This window comes from Aeromonas sp. 96A (assembly GCF_051919165.1).
GTDB classification, from domain to species: domain Bacteria; phylum Pseudomonadota; class Gammaproteobacteria; order Enterobacterales; family Aeromonadaceae; genus Aeromonas; species Aeromonas veronii.
The window spans coordinates 1,536,553-1,553,504 of sequence record NZ_JBQBFE010000001.1 but is presented as its reverse complement, the minus strand read 5'-3'; the positions used below and the strand labels follow the sequence as shown (position 1 = coordinate 1,553,504).

Annotated in this window: 11 protein-coding genes; 4 read left to right on the top strand and 7 right to left on the bottom strand. The window is 59.6% G+C overall.

The features are described 5' to 3' along the window. The first annotated feature begins 10 nt into the window (after positions 1–10). Entirely contained in the window at positions 11–3,859 is a 3,849-nt protein-coding gene (locus ACTG2W_RS06960; RefSeq protein WP_106842477.1) for a zinc-dependent metalloprotease, read from the top strand. A gap of 102 nt (positions 3,860–3,961) precedes the next feature. Here the strand turns inward: ACTG2W_RS06960 and ACTG2W_RS06955 are convergent, their stop codons facing one another. The 3 genes from ACTG2W_RS06955 to ACTG2W_RS06945 form a co-directional block, all read right to left on the bottom strand. After that, positions 3,962–7,714 carry an AAA family ATPase gene (locus ACTG2W_RS06955; protein WP_106842478.1) on the bottom strand — a complete coding sequence of 1,251 codons (3,753 nt, stop codon included), beginning with the start codon at positions 7,712–7,714 and terminating at the stop codon, positions 3,962–3,964. Next, entirely contained in the window at positions 7,711–8,937 is a 1,227-nt protein-coding gene (locus ACTG2W_RS06950) for an exonuclease SbcCD subunit D C-terminal domain-containing protein (protein ID WP_106842479.1), read from the bottom strand. Before ACTG2W_RS06950 ends, ACTG2W_RS06955 begins: the two co-directional genes overlap by 4 nt. A gap of 103 nt (positions 8,938–9,040) precedes the next feature. Further along, positions 9,041–9,469 (bottom strand): GNAT family N-acetyltransferase, encoded by a 429-nt coding sequence (locus ACTG2W_RS06945; RefSeq protein ID WP_005338252.1) that lies wholly within the window; start codon positions 9,467–9,469, stop codon positions 9,041–9,043. 177 nt (positions 9,470–9,646) lie between these two features. Here ACTG2W_RS06945 and rdgC point away from each other — a divergent pair, with 177 nt between their 5' ends. Both rdgC and ggt read left to right on the top strand, forming a co-directional pair. Further along, complete coding sequence (rdgC, locus tag ACTG2W_RS06940) at positions 9,647–10,558, top strand: recombination-associated protein RdgC (protein WP_005347467.1); 912 nt, start codon at positions 9,647–9,649, stop codon at positions 10,556–10,558. 191 nt (positions 10,559–10,749) lie between these two features. Next, positions 10,750–12,531: a gamma-glutamyltransferase gene (ggt, locus tag ACTG2W_RS06935; RefSeq protein ID WP_440016134.1), complete on the top strand. Its 1,782-nt coding sequence runs from the start codon at positions 10,750–10,752 to the stop codon at positions 12,529–12,531. Between the two features lie 144 nt (positions 12,532–12,675). Here ggt and ACTG2W_RS06930 read toward each other — a convergent pair whose 3' ends face one another. Together ACTG2W_RS06930 and ACTG2W_RS06925 are read right to left on the bottom strand one after the other, a co-directional pair. After that, on the bottom strand, positions 12,676–13,146 hold the full coding sequence (locus ACTG2W_RS06930) for an FKBP-type peptidyl-prolyl cis-trans isomerase (protein WP_005347462.1): 471 nt from the start codon (positions 13,144–13,146) through the stop codon (positions 12,676–12,678). Between the two features lie 174 nt (positions 13,147–13,320). Further along, complete coding sequence (locus ACTG2W_RS06925; protein ID WP_106842481.1) at positions 13,321–14,469, bottom strand: sodium:phosphate symporter; 1,149 nt, start codon at positions 14,467–14,469, stop codon at positions 13,321–13,323. Positions 14,470–14,719: 250 nt separating this feature from the next. Here ACTG2W_RS06925 and ACTG2W_RS06920 point away from each other — a divergent pair, with 250 nt between their 5' ends. Then, positions 14,720–15,094 carry a hypothetical protein gene (locus ACTG2W_RS06920; protein WP_005359057.1) on the top strand — a complete coding sequence of 125 codons (375 nt, stop codon included), beginning with the start codon at positions 14,720–14,722 and terminating at the stop codon, positions 15,092–15,094. A 94-nt stretch (positions 15,095–15,188) separates the two neighbouring features. Here the strand turns inward: ACTG2W_RS06920 and ACTG2W_RS06915 are convergent, their stop codons facing one another. Both ACTG2W_RS06915 and ACTG2W_RS06910 read right to left on the bottom strand, forming a co-directional pair. Then, positions 15,189–16,535, bottom strand: coding sequence for an APC family permease (locus tag ACTG2W_RS06915; RefSeq protein ID WP_103251324.1), 1,347 nt, complete (start codon positions 16,533–16,535; stop codon positions 15,189–15,191). Then, positions 16,535–16,801 (bottom strand): hypothetical protein, encoded by a 267-nt coding sequence (locus ACTG2W_RS06910; protein WP_021230505.1) that lies wholly within the window; start codon positions 16,799–16,801, stop codon positions 16,535–16,537. The genes ACTG2W_RS06915 and ACTG2W_RS06910 overlap by 1 nt, the downstream gene beginning before the upstream one ends. Between the last annotated feature and the right edge of the window lie 151 nt (positions 16,802–16,952).

Below are 16,952 nucleotides of genomic sequence, written 5' to 3'. Positions count from 1 at the left end.
TCCCTTTAATATGATGAAGCAAACAATCATAGCTGCCACAGTCAGCTTTTTTCTATTTGGATGTGGTGCTGGCGATGAGCCTTATAAAGAGGTTCCCAAGGCAGTAGAGCAACAGGCATGGCAGCAGTTTAATACTGATGAGCTTTGGCTTTATGTCCCTTCGACGGCAGATGCTCCGAGATATGCAGTGAACATGGATCCCTTCTTTCAGGGGGAGGAGAAAATTGTCAAACTGCAATTTGTTGAGGAGGGATTGCGGGTTGTTGAGGTCGATAGAGATACAACGGCTCCTGGACAACCACCACGTTGGAATGATGTTGCCCCCGTGTTGACTATTCCTGGCGATTATCTGGATTATCGCTGCGCGGAAGATGCTTATGGAGAATGCACTCGCAAGGAAGAGGTGAATAGCGATGCCAATGTACTTTGGGATCAGAAGCGCTATTTCCATCCCAAGTTCAAGGATTTGAAAGGACATGAAGTAAACACCATTGATCTCTGGTACAAAAATGACAACGTGCGGGAAACGGCTACTCCTCGGGTAGTACGGTGGGAGATGGATGCAGCCAAAGGTGTTATTAACGTTGAGCTGGAGCGTACATTTACCGTCAACCGCAGTGCGATGAGTGACTATCTCAATACTGGTTTCAACGACCTCTCTTTTAAAACGAGTTTTTACTACTCACTGGTCAAGCTCGACAAGATTGCATCCAAAGATTATCAGCCGATTCGTTATGCTTCGGCAGATGACGGTGTATTTGGATTTTTTGATTCAACTTTCGAAAAGCTCGATGAACAGGGGGCTGCGACAGATGGTAGTGAACGCGCCTATCTTAACCGTTTTAATCCAGGTAAAAGCACAATTGATTACTACCTGAGCGATACCTTCTTCAAACCGGAAAACAAATTGTTTCTGGATGTTACACTGAGCTCTATCGAGCATATCAACAAGGTATTGGCCGGCACCGGAGTGCCACCGATCAATCTGGTTAATCCGGACAAAGGGAGTGGCAAGCAGGTTGGTGATCTGCGCGTCAATATGATCAACCTGATTGACCGACCGTTGGCCAATGGTTTGCTCGGTTATGGTCCATCTGTTGCCAATCCGCTGACAGGTGAAATTGTCAAAGCGCATGTCAACCAGTACTCAGGAGTAATCCGAACTGCGGTACCGCGTACCTGGAACAGTCTTGTGCGTCATTTCAACCGCGGTGATTTGAAGTCTGTTGGTGAAGCAGTCACCGCCGGGGTGACGTTTGAGGCGGTGAACAATGCGGTGTTAACTGCGGAAGGTGGTCGCACCGAGTTCTTGGCGGACAGTGACTTCCAGCAAGTGCAGGATTCCCTGGCAAGCATGCCGCGCCAGAATCAAAAACAAGGGACATCGGCCACATTGGTACAGCCTGGTGTGGATTCGTCACTAGCCGATTTTATCAAGGCTGATGAAGCCAGAATTAAGCGCTGGTCTGAAAATAATGCGTTTGGTGAAGATGCTATCTGGGTATCGTCGACCAGCAAGGGATTGGTATCGGGCATTGACTATCAGGATGCCAGCCTCTATCTGGATGATCAGAAGACTCGCCTTAAAAAATGGAAAGAGCTAAATAGCGAGCAACGTAGCAAGATCAGCGATGCGATTTCAGCACATATGTATCGCTCCACCTTGGTACATGAGCTCGGGCACAATCTGGGGCTGCGTCACAACTTCGCCGGTTCGACGGACAAACAGAACTTCTATTCGGTGGATGAAGCGAAATCCCTGGGACTGCAACATGTTCCTGCTTATAGCTCCATCATGGATTATGCAGCGTCAGAGTTTGACGAGCTCCCTATTTTCGGCCCATATGACAGAGCTGCATTGCGTTTTGCCTATGCTCGTCAAGTAGAAGTGCCATATGGTCAGCCTGATGACGCTGGCCGTCGGCCAACCGCATTGCTGAGTTTGAGTGAGTTGGACACGGCCTATTTGCAGAATGACTACCGTGTGCGCTTTGGTCAGTTAACTGCGCTGAAAGATCATCTTAAAGATGGGATCCCGCTCTCTTCCTGGAGCAATCTAGACAGCTCTTTCAATACAGCGTTGCAAGATAAGAAGCTGGCGTTGAAAAGCTATGCCTTTTGTACCGATGGTAATGTTTCGCTCAACAGCGACTGTAAGCGATTTGACGAAGGCACCAATCTGGTCGAGATGATGCAGTTCAAACGGCAGTCCTATCTGGACAGCTATGAGCGCCGCAATACCCGTGAAGACAAGCAGACATTCCGTGATGACAACCTGGTTGATTACACCATTGGCCGGATGAGGACATTCTCTGAAGTTCGGGATCTACTGGAAGACTACAAGAATATTGACCGGGTATTTACCCAGCGATTCGGTATCGGTATCAAGCAATTGGCTGCCAACCCTGCTTATTGTAACCCACAGGGCTCCGCTGAAAGTGATTACTGGTTCTGTGATTACAGTAGAGCTGCTGTTGATGCAGCAGATTTTCTGCTGGGTGTGGTGGCCAGACCCGACAAAGTCTGTGAAGTCAAAACAGGGAATGGTGCGATTGAGCAGTTGCCACTGACCAAGCTTTACAGTGACGTGAAGTCATCGCTTCCCAAAGGCAAGTCTTTCCCCGCCAGCTGTTTTGATGCGGATTTCACGGTGGCACTGGAACAGGACTCCAGAGGTTATCAGGTGCTCTCTGAAACGCGCGATGGTGTACCACTGGATTCGGTAAGCCCGAATGATCCCAATCATAAGTACAGCAATGACCGGGATGTATTGGGGTCTTGGCCAGACAAGTTGCTGGCAATGAAGTATCTGGTACAAAGAAGTACGGAGCGCTGGACAGACAATGGCGAAGCAATGGCTTTGGTTGATTTGCCGTTGGTGAAGGAGCGGTTGATTGCGCAGATCCGGGCGATGGTATTGGGTGAGGAGTTGCCACAATGGGTCTCTTTTATCGACAAGGATGGTAAAGAGGTGTACCCCTTTTCCCCATACCGCTGGGAGACCAAGCGCACACTTGAGAGCCTCAGTCCTAGCCTTATGTTGTTGAACCGCTATTTCGGCCTGCCATTCGACGCCAATACACGTCTGGATAAGGCGTTACTTACTCAAATTGAGAAGTGGGGCAAGACAGATGATGTTCGTTTCAGCGATACGGCGCGTACATTGATTGATTATGTCCGTTTGCCTGCTGTGACGACGGATGGATTGGTTGGACGCCAGATAGAGTACAAGGATGCGCGTTATCAGGTATCACCACGCAATGTGCTGGCCAGCGATACCATCAAGTACTACTTCAACAACACGCCAATTGGTGATACCAAGCGTATTGAGGAGTCCTTTAACCTGGTCAATTCCTTCCAGTTTGGCCTGCGTATGCGTGATGTTTATGGCGATATGATCTTGGCGACTCAAACCCGTGATGCATTTCCGTTTGAGGCTAGGCTAAATATGGTTAAAGTGGCTCATACCATTAACGCTGACATGTTGACTTATTTGAAGGATGCCTGGTCGGCGGGTCAGCCTTACCATGCAACCCTTAAATCGCTGGTTATCAGTGGTGCCGGGTTTAAGCTGGATGGGACCACTAAAACCTATACCGATGGTCAGCTGCAGCTTGCGTGGCGGACGTTTGACAGCATAGGCAGCACTATCGATCAGAAGTATTGGGCGCTGGTAACCGGCTGGCTACCTGAATGGAGTGCCAAGATTGCAGCAAGACGGGTAGATCCGGCACTTTCTGCAGAGGAGAAGAGTTTCTGGCGTGGTGAAAGGGCTGTTATTGCCTATGTGTTGGCTCAAACCAATAACAAAGGTTTGCAAAATGAACTGTTAAGCCCGCTTGAGGCGCTCCCCAGATAACATGTTGCCATTGTAGCCACTGCGATAGTGGCGGATAGCAATGTCTAACAAAAGGCCCCATCTGATGATGGGGCCTTTTCATGTCACGATCTTGTCTCTCGTTTACGGGACGATCACCCGGCTCTCGCCGCCGCCGAGGGCTTCGACCTTGATCTGCACGCCAATCCGCTCCACCAGCGTCTGGACGTGGGAGATGACCCCGATCTGGCGACCTGCGGCTTGGAGGGAGTCGAGGCTGGCGAGCGCCAGATCCAGACTGTCCGGATCGAGGGTGCCAAACCCCTCGTCGATAAACAGCGACTCGACCTGGGTCTGCCGTGACGAGAGGCTGGAGAGGGCCAGCGCCAGCGCCAGCGACACCAGAAAACTCTCGCCACCGGAGAGGGAGTCCACCGAACGCACCTCGTCCCCCATGTCGAGATCCACCACCTGCAGCGCCAGATCGGTGCCGGGTACCCGCTCCAGCCGGTAGCGCGGTGACAGCTCGGCGAGCTGGGCGTTGGCCTCCAGCAGCAGGCGCTCAAGGGTGAGGCTCTGGGCGAAGGTGCGGAACTTGGCGCCGTTGGCCTGCCCGATCAGATCGCACAGCTGCTGCCAGTGGTCGGCCACCGCCTGCTGGGCGGCCAGTTCCTGTTGCAGGCTGCCCGCCTTGAGGGCGGCGGCTTCGGCCTGTGCCAGCTTGCTCTTGCACTCGAACAGCTGTTCTTCAAGGGCGCGACAACGGGCATCGAGCGCCGTCAGCTGCTCGCTCAGCTCTGCATCCGGCAGGGCGGCCAGCTCGGGGTGGTGCTCGCGATAGCGATCCCGCTTGCTCTCCTCCAGTGCCAGCGCCCGTTGCCGCTCGGCAAGGCGGGTGCGCGCCTCGCCAACCGCATCCTCCAGCCCTTGCAGGGCAGTGCGGCGAGCCTTGAGTTCATCGGGGCTGATGGCGAGCAGACGGCGCAGGTCGTACTCGGCAATGCCAAGGGTACTGGCGTGGGCGGCCCAGCGCCCCAGCACCTCCCGTTTGCGGCGGCTGCTTACCTGTTTCTCCTGCTCCACATGGGTGAGGCGGGTTTTGAGCTCGGTCTGCCGTTCGTGCAGAACGCGGGCGCCGCTTTGCATCAGCTCCAGTTCGCTGGCGAGTTGTTGCAGTCGCTGTTGCCAGCGGCTCTCGACCAGCGGGATCTCCTCACCGCCAAGACAAGCGCTGCGGCTGGTGAGCAGTCCCTGTCGCTGCTGCTCGTGCTCCTTGTAGTCCCGCTCCAGCTTGTGCAGCAGTTCGCGCTGGGTCTGCAGGCGCGCCTCCTGTGCGCTCAGGGCGGGTGTGAGGCTGGCGATCTCGCTGGCCAGCCGTTCCCACTCGCTCTGGCCGTGCAGCCAGGCTTCGCAGGTCCGTTGCCACTCGTGCCACTGCTGGCTGCCGAGCCACTGGCGCCAGGGTTGGCCGCCCATCTGTTCATCGAGGCGGCGGGCGCCCTGTTCGAGGCGCTGGCGCAGGGTCGCCTCCTGCTCACCCATGCCTTTCACTTCCCCTTCCAGCGCGATGCGCTGGCGATCGGCCTCCTGCCACTGCTGGTCAAACTGCTGGTGCTGGGCAGCCAGTTGGCTCAGTTGCTGACGCACTCCCTGCAACTGCTGCTGGCCTAGCTGGGCCTGACGCAGCTGCTGCTGGCTCTGGGCCAACCCCTGCTCCAGCGCCTGGCCACGGCCAAGCAGTGTGCTCATCATCTCGTTCCACTCGATGGGGCTCTGGCGCAGCGGCAGCGGATGGCCGAGCAGGGTATCGCCTCCCAGCTGCAGCCAGCGCTGGGTCAGCTGCTCGGCGCGCGCTTCCAGCTCCGGCAGGTGCTGCTGGCGCACTGCCAGCTGGCGAGCCAGCTCCTGACGCTCGCTCTCGCACTGAATGTATTGATGGTTGAGCCGATCCCATTCGAGTTCGAGGCTTCTGACCCGTTCCGCCAGCTGACCCAGGATCCCCGCCACCTGGGGCTGGCTCTGGCTGTAGGGGTGCTCCCCGGAACCGCACAGCGGGCAAGGTTCGCCATCGCTCAGGATATGGCGATACTGCTCGAAGCTGGCGATGGCGCGGGACTGCTCCAGCGCGTGGCGCGCCTCATCCCGCTGCAGGGCGAGCCGCTCGCGGGCGGGAACCAGCTCTTCGCCAAGGGTAGCGAGCTTGCCGAGGGCCTGCTCCAGCTGGGCAATCTCCTGTTGCAGGCGGCCATGCTGTTCGCCGTGGTTGCGGCCATAGTCGGCCAGCTCCAGCAGCTGGCGCAGCTGACCCAGCTGTTCGGTTTGCTGCTGCCACTGCTCCTGCGCCTTGGCGAGGCGGCTCTCCCACTGCTGCTCCTGCAGCTCGTTCTGTTGCTGTTGCAGCCGGGCTTGTTCATGTTGCCAGTAGTCGCGCTCTTGCTGGCCTTGCTCCAGCTGGCGCTGCAACTGTTGCAGGGCGCGCAGCTTGTGATCCCGCAGGGTGAGCAGTTGCTGCAGCTTGTCGGCATCCTCGGCCCAATCCTGCATGGCGGTGAGCAGGGGCTGCCACTGACGGGCCACTGGTGCCAGCTCCTTGTGCTCTTCGAGCCAAAGGCCCCACTGCTGGTGCTGCTGCTTGAGCAGTTCTACCTGTCGGCTCTGCTCGCGCCAGCCCTGCTCCAGCGTGAGTTGCACTTCTCGCTCCTGCGCCCCCTCCTGCTGGATCTTCTGCAACTGCTGCACTTTTTCCCGGATGCGGGTATCGAGCTCCTGCGCCCGCTTGAGTTCGGGTTGCAGGGCGCCCCATTCCCGCTCGGCGGCGATCTTCTCCGCCAGCAACTGCTGCTCGGTCAGCGCGCTCTGCTGGGTCTGCTCCTCGAGTTTGGCCAGCTCCGGGCCCAGCTCGGCGATCACCTTCTCCTGCTGCTGCACTTCCAGAGTGAGGCGGGCCAGCTCGTCATGATCGGCGCGGGCCACCTGGGCCTGTTCGGCACGGGCAAACTCCTCGCGCTCGGGGGCCGCGGCGCCGTGGGCCTGCAGGGCGGCATCGAGCGCCGCCTGCCCCTCGGCGCAGCCCTGCAGCTGGGCGGCAATGCGGCTATTGAGGTCGCGCAAGTCCTGCATCAGCTGCTGCTGTTGCTGCTCGTGCTTGAGGGTGGTGGAGAGGCTCACCTGCTGGCTTACCCAATGCTCGCGGGTCGCTTCGTCCATCAGCGCCACGTCGCCGAGGCGCTGGGCGATGGTGGCCAGCTTCTGCTGCTCTTCCCGCGCCCGTTCATAGGTCTGGATGGAGATGGCGGAGTAGAGCTCGGTGCCTGTCATCCGTTCGAGCAGGGCGGAGCGCTCGTTGGCGTCCGATTTGAGGAAGGCGGCAAATTCCCCCTGCGGCAGGATCACCGCGCGGCGGAACTGCTCCCAGGAGAGACCCACCAGCTCGTCGATGCGATCCTGCAGCTCCCGCTTGCTGCCGGAGAAAACTTGCCCTGACTCCACATCGGTCAGGGTGCGCTCCTGCGCCTGAAAGCGCCCCTCCGAGCGGTTTCGCGCCCGGCGCACCGCCCAGCGGGCCAGCCAGATGCGACCATCGCAGCCACGAAACTGCACCTCGGCAAAACCGCTGGCGTGGCCGCGACTGAGGATGCCTCGTACGTCGTTGGCCTTGAGCTTCTCTTCATCATCCATGCGACCCACTTCGGCCACGTTCTTGCGATTGGCGATAAAGCGCGGCATCTCGTCGTATAAGGCCAGACAAATGGCGTCGAGCAGGGTGCTTTTGCCTGCGCCGGTGTTGCCGGTGATGGCAAACAGACCCGCGGCGCCGAGCGCCCCCCTGGTAAAGTCGATGGTGAAGGGGCCGGTCAGACTGGCCAGATTCTCACCTGACAGAGACAAGATTTTCATTGGTTTGACTCCTTCACCTGCTCCAGGATCTCTTCAAACGAGGCAACCAGCCCGGCCTCGGGCTCCCCTTCAAACTGGCGCTGATAGCAGAGGCGAAACACCTCGGTGGGAGAGAGCTCATCGAGCCTGCGCCGCTCGCGACCATCGGCCAGTCCTTCTCCCGAGCCCTGATACTGGGTGCTGATGCGGGCCAGGCGTACCGGCTTGTCTGCGATGGCCGCCAGAATCCGCTCGCGGATGCGGGCCTCGGGCTTGGGCAGCAGCAGCCGCACTTCGAGGAAGGGTTGTGCCTCTTGTGGACAAGCAGGCAGCTCGAGCGAAGCGATGGCGTTCAACGCGTCGTCGAGGGTGCTCTGGGGCAGGCGGATCATCTCCACCGCGCGGGGCACCGGGATCCGCTCCAGCCCAGCCAGTTTCCCCTCCGCAAAGGTCACTTCCAGCACCTGATGGTTGTAGTTGGCTTCGGCGAGCGAAAGCGGCAGCGGCGAGCCGCTGTAGTGCACCCCCTCGGCCGGGCTCTGGGCCAGATGGAGGTGGCCGAGCGCCGTGTAGTCTGCACCAGCAAAGAGTTCGGCGGGCAGGGCGTGCTGGTTGCCGCCAAGCACCCGCCGCTCCGACAGCTCCGAGAGCTGGCCCGCCGCCAGATAGGCGTGGCCCATGACGATCAGTGGCAGCTCCTCCCCGCAGCGGGCGCGCCCTTCGGCCAGTGCCTCGGCGTAGACCTGTCGAACCCCTTCGATCAGCCTGTCTTGTCCTTCTTCCAACGACTCTACCCGCAGATCGCTGCTGCGCAGGAACGGCACGGCGGCGCACCAGGCGGCGATCTTGCCCTCCCGGTCTTGCAGCGGTACCAGTAGGCGGTCGGTCTCGAGCTTGCCCTCACTGTCGCGGCTGATGCTGCCCACCAGATGCAGATCAAAGGCCCGCAGCAGCTCGTGGGGGGCATCGAGCTTGGAGGGGGAGTCGTGGTTGCCGCCGATCAGCACCATGTTGAGGCGGGGCATTTCGGCGCGCAGTCTGGCCAGAAAGCGGTAGAGCTGTTGCCAGGCGCTGGCGGGGGGATTGGCGGTATCAAACAGATCACCCGCCACCAACAGGGCGTCGATCTCGCGCGCCTTGAGGGTGTCGCTCAGCCAGTTGAGAAAGGCATCGTGTTCAAAACGGCGGTCATGACCATGGAGTTGATGGCCAAGGTGCCAATCGGCGGTATGGAGGATTTTCATTGGAAAGCAGCCCGGTTGCAGGGACGGTGCCTGTGGCACCCGATGGAGACAAGATGAGGATGCCCCGTGCTTTTTTCAAGTAAAACAGGGGGCTGGCATCGATTCAGGCAGGTTCGCAGCACATCCGGTATTGGGGGTGGCCGGTAAGGGGATCGGACTCCTCGGCCTCAATGACGAAGCCGTGGCGGCGATAGAAACGCACCGCCTGGTCATTCTCGACAAAGACCCGGGCGTGGAGCGACGCCCCCTGACGCTTGGCCTCCTGCAGCAGGGCGTGGCCGACGCCGCGTCCCTGTCGGTCGGGGCGCACAAAGAGGGCGGCGAGGTAGTTGTCTACCAGCGCCATAAATCCGAGCAGGTCGCCGCGCTCCTCGAACACCCAGATGGCGGCGCGATCGAGATAGCGGGTACGCAGATCCTCCTGGGCCTGCCACCAGCAGGAGGCATCGACGAAATCGTGGGCCTGCAGGGAGGCCAGCAACCAGATTTCGACGATCTCTTCCATGTCTTCCGGGCGACTGGGCCGCAACATACCTTCATCCTTATTAACAATTTACTTTCGCAGTCTAGGAGAACTTGATGAACAAACTGGTGACATAAATGAGACCCTGTGAGGTCGATCGCCCTTTATTTAGCGAGAATGATTGGCTGATCACAAAGCGCCTCTCTAGTACAATGCCCGCCGGACAATCTAGAGACCGAGGACGCCATGTGGTTTAAAAACCTGCAGATTTATCGCTTTACCCGCCCCTTTGACCTGACCGTGGATCAGCTGGAAACCCAGCTGGAAGCCTGTGCCTTCACCCCTTGCGGCAGTCAGGACATCTCCCGTTTCGGGTGGGTCAAGCCCCTTGGCAAATTCGGCTCAACCCTGACCCACTCTGCTTCCGGCCACATCCTCATCTGCGCCCGCAAAGAGGAGAAGATGCTGCCCGGTACCGTGGTCAAGGAGATGCTGGCCGAGAAGGTAGAGGCGATCGAGTTCGAACAGGGACGCGCCCTCAAGAAGAAAGAGAAGGAAGCGCTGAAAGAGGAGATCCTCCACACTCTGCTGCCCCGTGCCTTCAGTCGTACCAGCCAGACCTTCGCCTGGATCAATCCGGCCGACAATTTGATGGTGGTGGACGCAGGTTCTGCCAAGAAGGCGGACGATCTGCTGGCACTGTTGCGCAAATCCATCGGCTCCCTGCCGGTGGTGCCGGTGGCCCTCAAGAACCCGCCCGAAATCACCATGACCGAGTGGCTGAACGAGGGCAACCTGCCTGCTTCGTTCACCCTGGAAGATGAAGCCGAGCTGCGCAGTGCCATGGAGCACGGTGGCATCATCCGCTGCAAGCAGCAGGATCTGATGACGGATGAAATCAAGAACCACCTGGCCAACGACAAGCTGGTGACCAAGCTGGCCCTCAACTGGGGCGAGACCGTCAGCTTCGTGCTGGGGGATGATCTCTCCATCAAGCGCCTGAAATTCAGCGAAGAGCTGCGCGAGCAGAACGACGACGTCACCAGCGAAGATCCGGCCGCCCGTCTGGATGCGGACTTCGCGCTGGTCACCGCTGAGCTGTCCCAGTTTATCCCGGCGCTGTTTGCCGCCCTGGGTGGCGAAGAGCAGTCCATCTAACCGGACTTGCGCCTGTTTGGCCTCTGCCATCCCATCGTAAAAGCCGCCTTCGGGCGGTTTTTTTATATCTGTTACGGATAGCCATTATTGATAGATGAGTAAGATATTGATCTTGTTCAATAACTTGAGCTATCAGCGCCAATCGTGACATAGTCCCTCTTCATGGTCATAAAACAGACAAGGAGAGTGTCATGTTGCGCAAACCTCTGGGGCTGGCTGTCGCCCTTGCCCTGCTGGCCGGTTGTGCCAGTGACAACGGCTTTCACTACACCCCGCCAGCCCAGACCCTGATCGCACCCGAAGCCGCCAGTGGCTGGACCGACAAACAGGGCTGGCAGGGCCATGACTTCATGGTGGCGGCCGCCAACCCGCTGGCGGTGGATGCGGGCTACCAGATCATCAAGGCCGGTGGCAGTGCCGTCGATGCCGCCATTGCGGTGCAGCTGGTGCTGACGCTGGTAGAGCCGCAATCTTCCGGGATCGGTGGCGGGACGCTGCTGCTGGTGTGGGATGGCCGCAAGGTGAGTGCGGTGGATGGCCGCGAGACGGCGCCGGCTGCCGCCACCGACCAGCTGTTTATGCAAGATGGCAAGCCGCTGGCGTTTTATGACGGGGTGGTCGGGGGCCGCTCGGTCGGCGTTCCCGGCACCCTGCGCGCTCTGGCACTGGCCCATCAACGTTATGGCAAGCTGCCCTGGGCTACGCTGTTCGAGCCCGCCATCACGCTGGCAGAACAAGGATTTGTGATAAGTCCACGGCTGGCCACATTGCTGGCCAAGGATCCCTATCTGGCACGGGATCCAGAGGCGCGAGCCTACTTCTATCAGGCGGATGGCAGCCCCAAAACGGCGGGCACCCGGCTGACCAACCCAGCGTTGGCCAAGGTGTTGCGCACTCTGGCCACAGAGGGGGCGGATGCCTTCTATCGGGGGCCGCTGGCGGATGCCATGGTAGCCAAGGTACGCCAACATCCCACCAACCCCGGGGTACTGGCGGCCACCGATCTGGCCAGCTATCAGGCCAAAGTGCGGGATGGCCTCTGCTTTGACTATCGCCAGAGCAAGATCTGCGGCTTTCCCACTCCCTCGTCCGGCACCCTGGCGCTCGGCCAGATCTTCGGCATGCTGGAGAGCCGCGATATGGCGGCCCTCAAGCCGATCACCACGAAGGAGGGGGGACTGGCTGCTTCCAGCGAGGCTATCCACCTCTACAGCGAAGCGGCGCGTCTGGCCTTCGCCGATCGCAACCAGTACGTCGCCGACAGCGATTTTGTCAGGGTGCCGGTGCAGGGGCTGCTGGACAAGGGCTATCTGGCCGAACGCGGCAAGCTTGTCGGTCAGCTCTCCATGGGGATTGCCAAGCCCGGTACGCCGCCACTGGCGCTGGCGCGGGGCAAGGATGCGACCCCGGAACTCCCCTCGACCAGCCATGTCTCGATCGTCGACAAGGCGGGGATGGCCATCTCCATGACCAGCTCCATCGAGGATGGTTTCGGATCGCGTCAGATGATCAACGGCTACCTGCTCAACAACCAGCTCACCGATTTCTCCTTCACCTCGGTGGATGCTGCCGGTCTGCCGGTGGCAAACCGGGTGGAGCCGGGCAAGCGGCCCCGCTCCTCCATGTCACCCCTGCTGGTGTTTGACAAGCCAAGTGGCGAGCTGACCATGACGCTGGGCTCGCCGGGGGGCTCCGCCATCATCAACTACGTGGGCAAGACCCTGCTCGGCACCCAGGATTGGGGCCTGAACCTGCAACAGGCCATCAACCTGCCCAACTTTGGCAGCCGCAACGGCCCCACCGAGCTGGAAGCGGGGCGCACCCCCATGTCGGTGGTCGAGGGATTGAAGGCGAGGGGACACGAGGTGGTATTGAACGAGCAGACCTCCGGCCTGCAGGGGGTTGAGCGCAACGCTGGCGGCTGGTTTGGCGCAGCGGATCCGCGCCGGGAAGGGATCGCCAAGGGGGAGTAAGGTTCCCATAACAACAAGGCCAGCATAATGCTGTCCTTGTTGTTGATGGAGCGTGACGGAGCGCTTACTGGATACCCAACAGCTCCACGTCGAAGATCAGGACTGGCGCTCAGTGGGATATTGCCACTGGAGCGTCCTGCGCGGTTACTGGATACCCAACAGTTCCACGTCGAAGATCAGGACGGATCCCGGCGGGATTTTGCCAGCGGCGCGGTCGCCGTAGGCGAGGTTGGCAGGGATGTAGAAACGGGTCTTCTCACCTTCCACCATCAGCTGCACCCCTTCGGTCCAGCCTGCGATCACCTGATTGAGGCCAAACTCGATGGGCTCGCCACGGGCGACCGAGCTATCAAAGACGGTGCCGTCCAGCAGCTTGCCCTCGTAGTGCACCTTCACCTTGCTGGTGGCTGTGGGGTGAACGGTGCCGGTGCCCGGGGTCAGCACTTCGTACTGCAGGCCGGAGGCGGTGGTGGTCACCAGCGGCTTCTCCTTGTTGCTGGCGAGGAACTCGGCGCCAATCCGCACGTTGTCGGCCGCCAGCTTCTTGTTGTTGCTGCTGGAGTAGAAGTAGTAGGCCACACCGGCGATGAGCAGTGCGATCAGTATGAATTTCATCGGTTTTTCCTGTTCCATGAAATGTAAAAAGTGCAATGAGGACGCCATCTTATCGCGCACCGCCCCTGATGGCGAGCCACAGGGCGGGAGGATGTGAGCGGGCAGGCAAAGCTCGGAGACGCAGACGCAAAAAGGGGCGAGTCGGTGACTCGCCCCTCGTCATGGCGGCGGCGCTTACTTGGCGGCCACCATCATCAGGGCGGGCAGGGCGAAGAAGAGACCCGCCACATAACCCAGAGCCAGCAGCTTATTCTCGCTGCCTACCCGGGCCAGCCCCTCGGCGGCGCGAACCGGCAGGTCGCGCAGGAAGGGGATGCCATAGATGATGACCACGGCAAAGAGGTTGAACAGCACGTGGACCAGCGCGATGGTCAGGGCCAGCTGGGCACCGGCTCCGCTGATGGCGGTGGCAGCCAGCAAGGCGGTGATGGTGGTGCCGATATTGGCCCCCAGGGTGAAGGGGTAGAGCTGACGGGTGCTGAACACGCCGCCGCCGGCCAGCGGGATCATCAGGCTGGTGGTGGTGGAGGAGGATTGCACCATGATGGTCACCAGCGCACCGGAGGTGATGCCGGTCAGCGGGCCACGGCCCAGCGCCTTGTGCAGCACCTCTTTGGCACGGCCAACCAGTACCTGTTGCAGTACTTTGCCGAGATAAGTGACGCAGGCGAGGATCAGCAGGATGCCGATGACGATAGTGGCGATGGCGGCACCCTTGCCCGGCAGGAAGGCAACGGCGCTGTCAATCAGCTGCTGGGCCGGTGCGGTCAGCGGCTTCATGAAGTCCATGCCCTTCATCGACATGTTGGCGGAGCCTACCAGCAGGTTGGCCAGCCACTCGGCGCTATGTTGCAGCAGGCCGAACATCAGCTCCAGCGGCAGGAAGATGAACACCGCCAGCAGGTTGAAGAAGTCGTGCACGGTGGCGGCGGCGAAAGCGCGGCGGAACTCGGCGCGATCCCGCACATGGCCCATGGAGACGATGGTGTTGGTGATGGTGGTGCCGAGGTTGGCACCCATGACCATGGGGATGGCCATGCTGATGGGCAGGCCGCCAGCCACCAGACCGACGATCACCGAGGTGACGGTACTGGAGGATTGCACCAGCGCGGTAGCGAGAATACCCAGCAGCAGGGCGACAAAGGGGTTGTTGGCAAAGGCGAAGATCTGGGCTGCGCCCTCGGCGCCGCCGGAGAAATCTTTGAAGCCGTGGGAGATGGCGCCCACGGCAACCAGGATCAGGTAGACCAGTACGATGACACTCATCCAGTTGAACAGGGCGCGGGTCGCGGGCGGCTGTGACAAGGAGTGATGGTGTTGCATAAAGCCTCTTGAGACGGTCGTTCCGTCTTGGGTTGTTGATGACCCGCGCATTTAATCAGTGGTTAATGACAGAAATATGACAACGTGACATTTCGATGATGTTTTTATGACGACGAACTGCGGCGACAGGCGCTGACCGAGCCGGTTGGCTCTGGGGTGGCAAAAGGGGGGGACGAAAGCACTGCCGCCTTGCCAGCCGGAATGTGATCGCTACACTGCGCCCCTTTATTGGCAAGCAGGAGTAAACAAGATGATGCGTGCATGGATCCTCTCTCTGTCGCTGGGGCTGCTCTCGGCAGGGGCACAGGCCAGCCTGTTGAAAACCGACTGCAACCTCGACAAGGCCCTCAAAAACGAAGCGGTGAATGCCACTCTGGGAGTCAAGGGCAACTGTGATACCAGCAAGCTGGTGAAGCAGGAGAAAGAGAAGGTGAAAGCTGAGGTGCAAAAAGGCCGCAACGACCTGCTGGGCGAGAAGCGTGCCGACCTCAAGGAGAGCGGCAACGGTATGCAGCAGAAGATGGACAAGGCAAACCAGCAGTTGCACAAGGCGGAGCAGGATGCCAAGACCATCGCTCGCGATCCGCTAAAGGCTGCAGCGACCGCCGTACTGGATAAGCAGTAAGCAGACCGGGCCCAAGCCCGTGTGACCGGCCACAGACCGGCAGCAAAAAGGGGAGCCATGGCTCCCCTTCTGTCTATCCGTTATCCGCAAAGGATCAGGCGTCAGCCGCTTCCTCGTACTGACGGAACGGGATGCGGAACACCGCCAGACGCAGGAACAGATAGGTTGCGCCGAGGCCCGCCCAGATCAGGCCCAGCTCCAGCGAGCTCTGCTCCAGATTGATCCACAGAGCACCGATGGTGGCGGCGCCGAGCAGCGGCATCAGCAGGTAGATGATGTGATCCTTGAGGGTCTTGTTGCGCTTCTCGCGCACCCAGAACTGACCGATCACCGACAGGTTGACGAAGCTGAACGCCACCAGTGCGCCGAAGTTGACCAGCGCCAGTGCGGTATCCAGATCAAACGACACGGCGGAGAGGGCCAGACCACCCACCATCAGCACGTTGATGGCCGGAGTACGGTATTTCGGGTGGATGTAGCCAAACACCCGCTCCGGGATCATGCGATCACGCCCCATCACGTAGAGGATGCGCGACACACCGGCGTGAGCCGCCATGCCGGAGGCCAGTACCGCGACCGTGGTGCAGACCAGCACCACGGACTGGAAGAAGGTGCCGCCAACGTAGAGGGCGATCTCCGGCAGTACCGCATCCGGATGCTGGAAGCGGGCGAGGCTCGGGAAATAGAGCTGCAGGCAGTAAGAGACCACCACGAAGATGATGCCGCCGATCAGGGCAGTCAGCACGATCGCCTTGGGGATCACCTTGCCGGCATTCGGAGTCTCTTCGGAGAGGGAACTCAGACCGTCAAAGCCCAGGAACGAGAAGCAGAGAATGGTCGCACCGGTAAAGAGCGGTACCAGCTGTGCTGACTCGAAGTGGAACGGACGGCTGCTCATCAGGGTGCCAGCCCCTTCACCATGGTAGATGCCCCACGCCATCAGGCCGATAAAGAGGGTGATGATGGCCAGCTGGATCACCACGATCAGACCGTTGAAGTTGGCCACCAGATTGATGCCGCGCAGGTTGAGGAAGGTCATTACGGTCACCAGACCGAAGATGAACACCCAGGGCTCGACGCCCGGGAACATGGCGGTCAGGTAGATCTTGGCCAGCAGGATATTGATCATCGGCATGAACATGTAGTCGAGCAGGGAGGACCAGCCGACCATGAAACCGACGTAGGGGTTGAACACCTTCTGGGCATAGGTATAGGCAGAGCCCGCAGAGGGGAACTTGCGTACCAGATGTCCGTAGCTGAGAGCGGTGAGCAGGATGCCACCCAGAGCCAGCAGATAGGCGGTGGCGACCCGGCCATCGGTGATGTCACCGACGATGGCGAAGGTGTCGAAGACAGCCATGGGGGTCAGATAGGCCAGACCCATCACAATCACTTGTGTCAGGGTAAGGGTCTTGAGCAGCTTGGCGTTTTGCGATGCCATTACGCTTTCTCCTCAATCAGTGCCGCAGCACGTGCTTGCAACGAGCGCAGGGATACGATGGATTCGCAAGCCTGTACATCAAGGGCGCCGGGGAGGCGCATACCGGGCTGTACCGGCAGGAAAGCATTAAAACGCCCCATTGTTATCCTCTCAACGTCGGGAGATTGTTTGGCAATCTCGAATATCACTTCCGGAAACGTTCCGGCCTCTTGTGGTGGGTTTGTACTGCACTTCAAAAATACAAAAACCGATGTCGCAGTGAACATCGGTCCTTTATTGGCGGCGTATTGTGCATTCGGTCAGCCCCCTTGACAAGCAAAAAAGGGCGGATTAACGCATTTTTTTGCATACGCACGGAGCAGGTAAGTGGTCACTCGCCCCCTGCAGCCGTCCCCGAGCCATTCCCCCTTTTTCGGG

Coding starts and splice junctions, on each gene's coding strand:
- ACTG2W_RS06920 (WP_005359057.1), top strand. CDS start 14,720: ATGATGCGTGCATGGATCCTCTCTCTGTCGCTGGGGCTGCTCTCGGCA.
- ACTG2W_RS06950 (WP_106842479.1), bottom strand. CDS start 8,937: ATGAAAATCCTCCATACCGCCGATTGGCACCTTGGCCATCAACTCCAT.
- ggt (WP_440016134.1), top strand. CDS start 10,750: ATGTTGCGCAAACCTCTGGGGCTGGCTGTCGCCCTTGCCCTGCTGGCC.
- ACTG2W_RS06945 (WP_005338252.1), bottom strand. CDS start 9,469: ATGTTGCGGCCCAGTCGCCCGGAAGACATGGAAGAGATCGTCGAAATC.
- ACTG2W_RS06910 (WP_021230505.1), bottom strand. CDS start 16,801: ATGTTCACTGCGACATCGGTTTTTGTATTTTTGAAGTGCAGTACAAAC.
- ACTG2W_RS06955 (WP_106842478.1), bottom strand. CDS start 7,714: ATGAAAATCTTGTCTCTGTCAGGTGAGAATCTGGCCAGTCTGACCGGC.
- ACTG2W_RS06915 (WP_103251324.1), bottom strand. CDS start 16,535: ATGGCATCGCAAAACGCCAAGCTGCTCAAGACCCTTACCCTGACACAA.
- rdgC (WP_005347467.1), top strand. CDS start 9,647: ATGTGGTTTAAAAACCTGCAGATTTATCGCTTTACCCGCCCCTTTGAC.
- ACTG2W_RS06925 (WP_106842481.1), bottom strand. CDS start 14,469: ATGCAACACCATCACTCCTTGTCACAGCCGCCCGCGACCCGCGCCCTG.
- ACTG2W_RS06930 (WP_005347462.1), bottom strand. CDS start 13,146: ATGAAATTCATACTGATCGCACTGCTCATCGCCGGTGTGGCCTACTAC.
- ACTG2W_RS06960 (WP_106842477.1), top strand. CDS start 11: ATGATGAAGCAAACAATCATAGCTGCCACAGTCAGCTTTTTTCTATTT.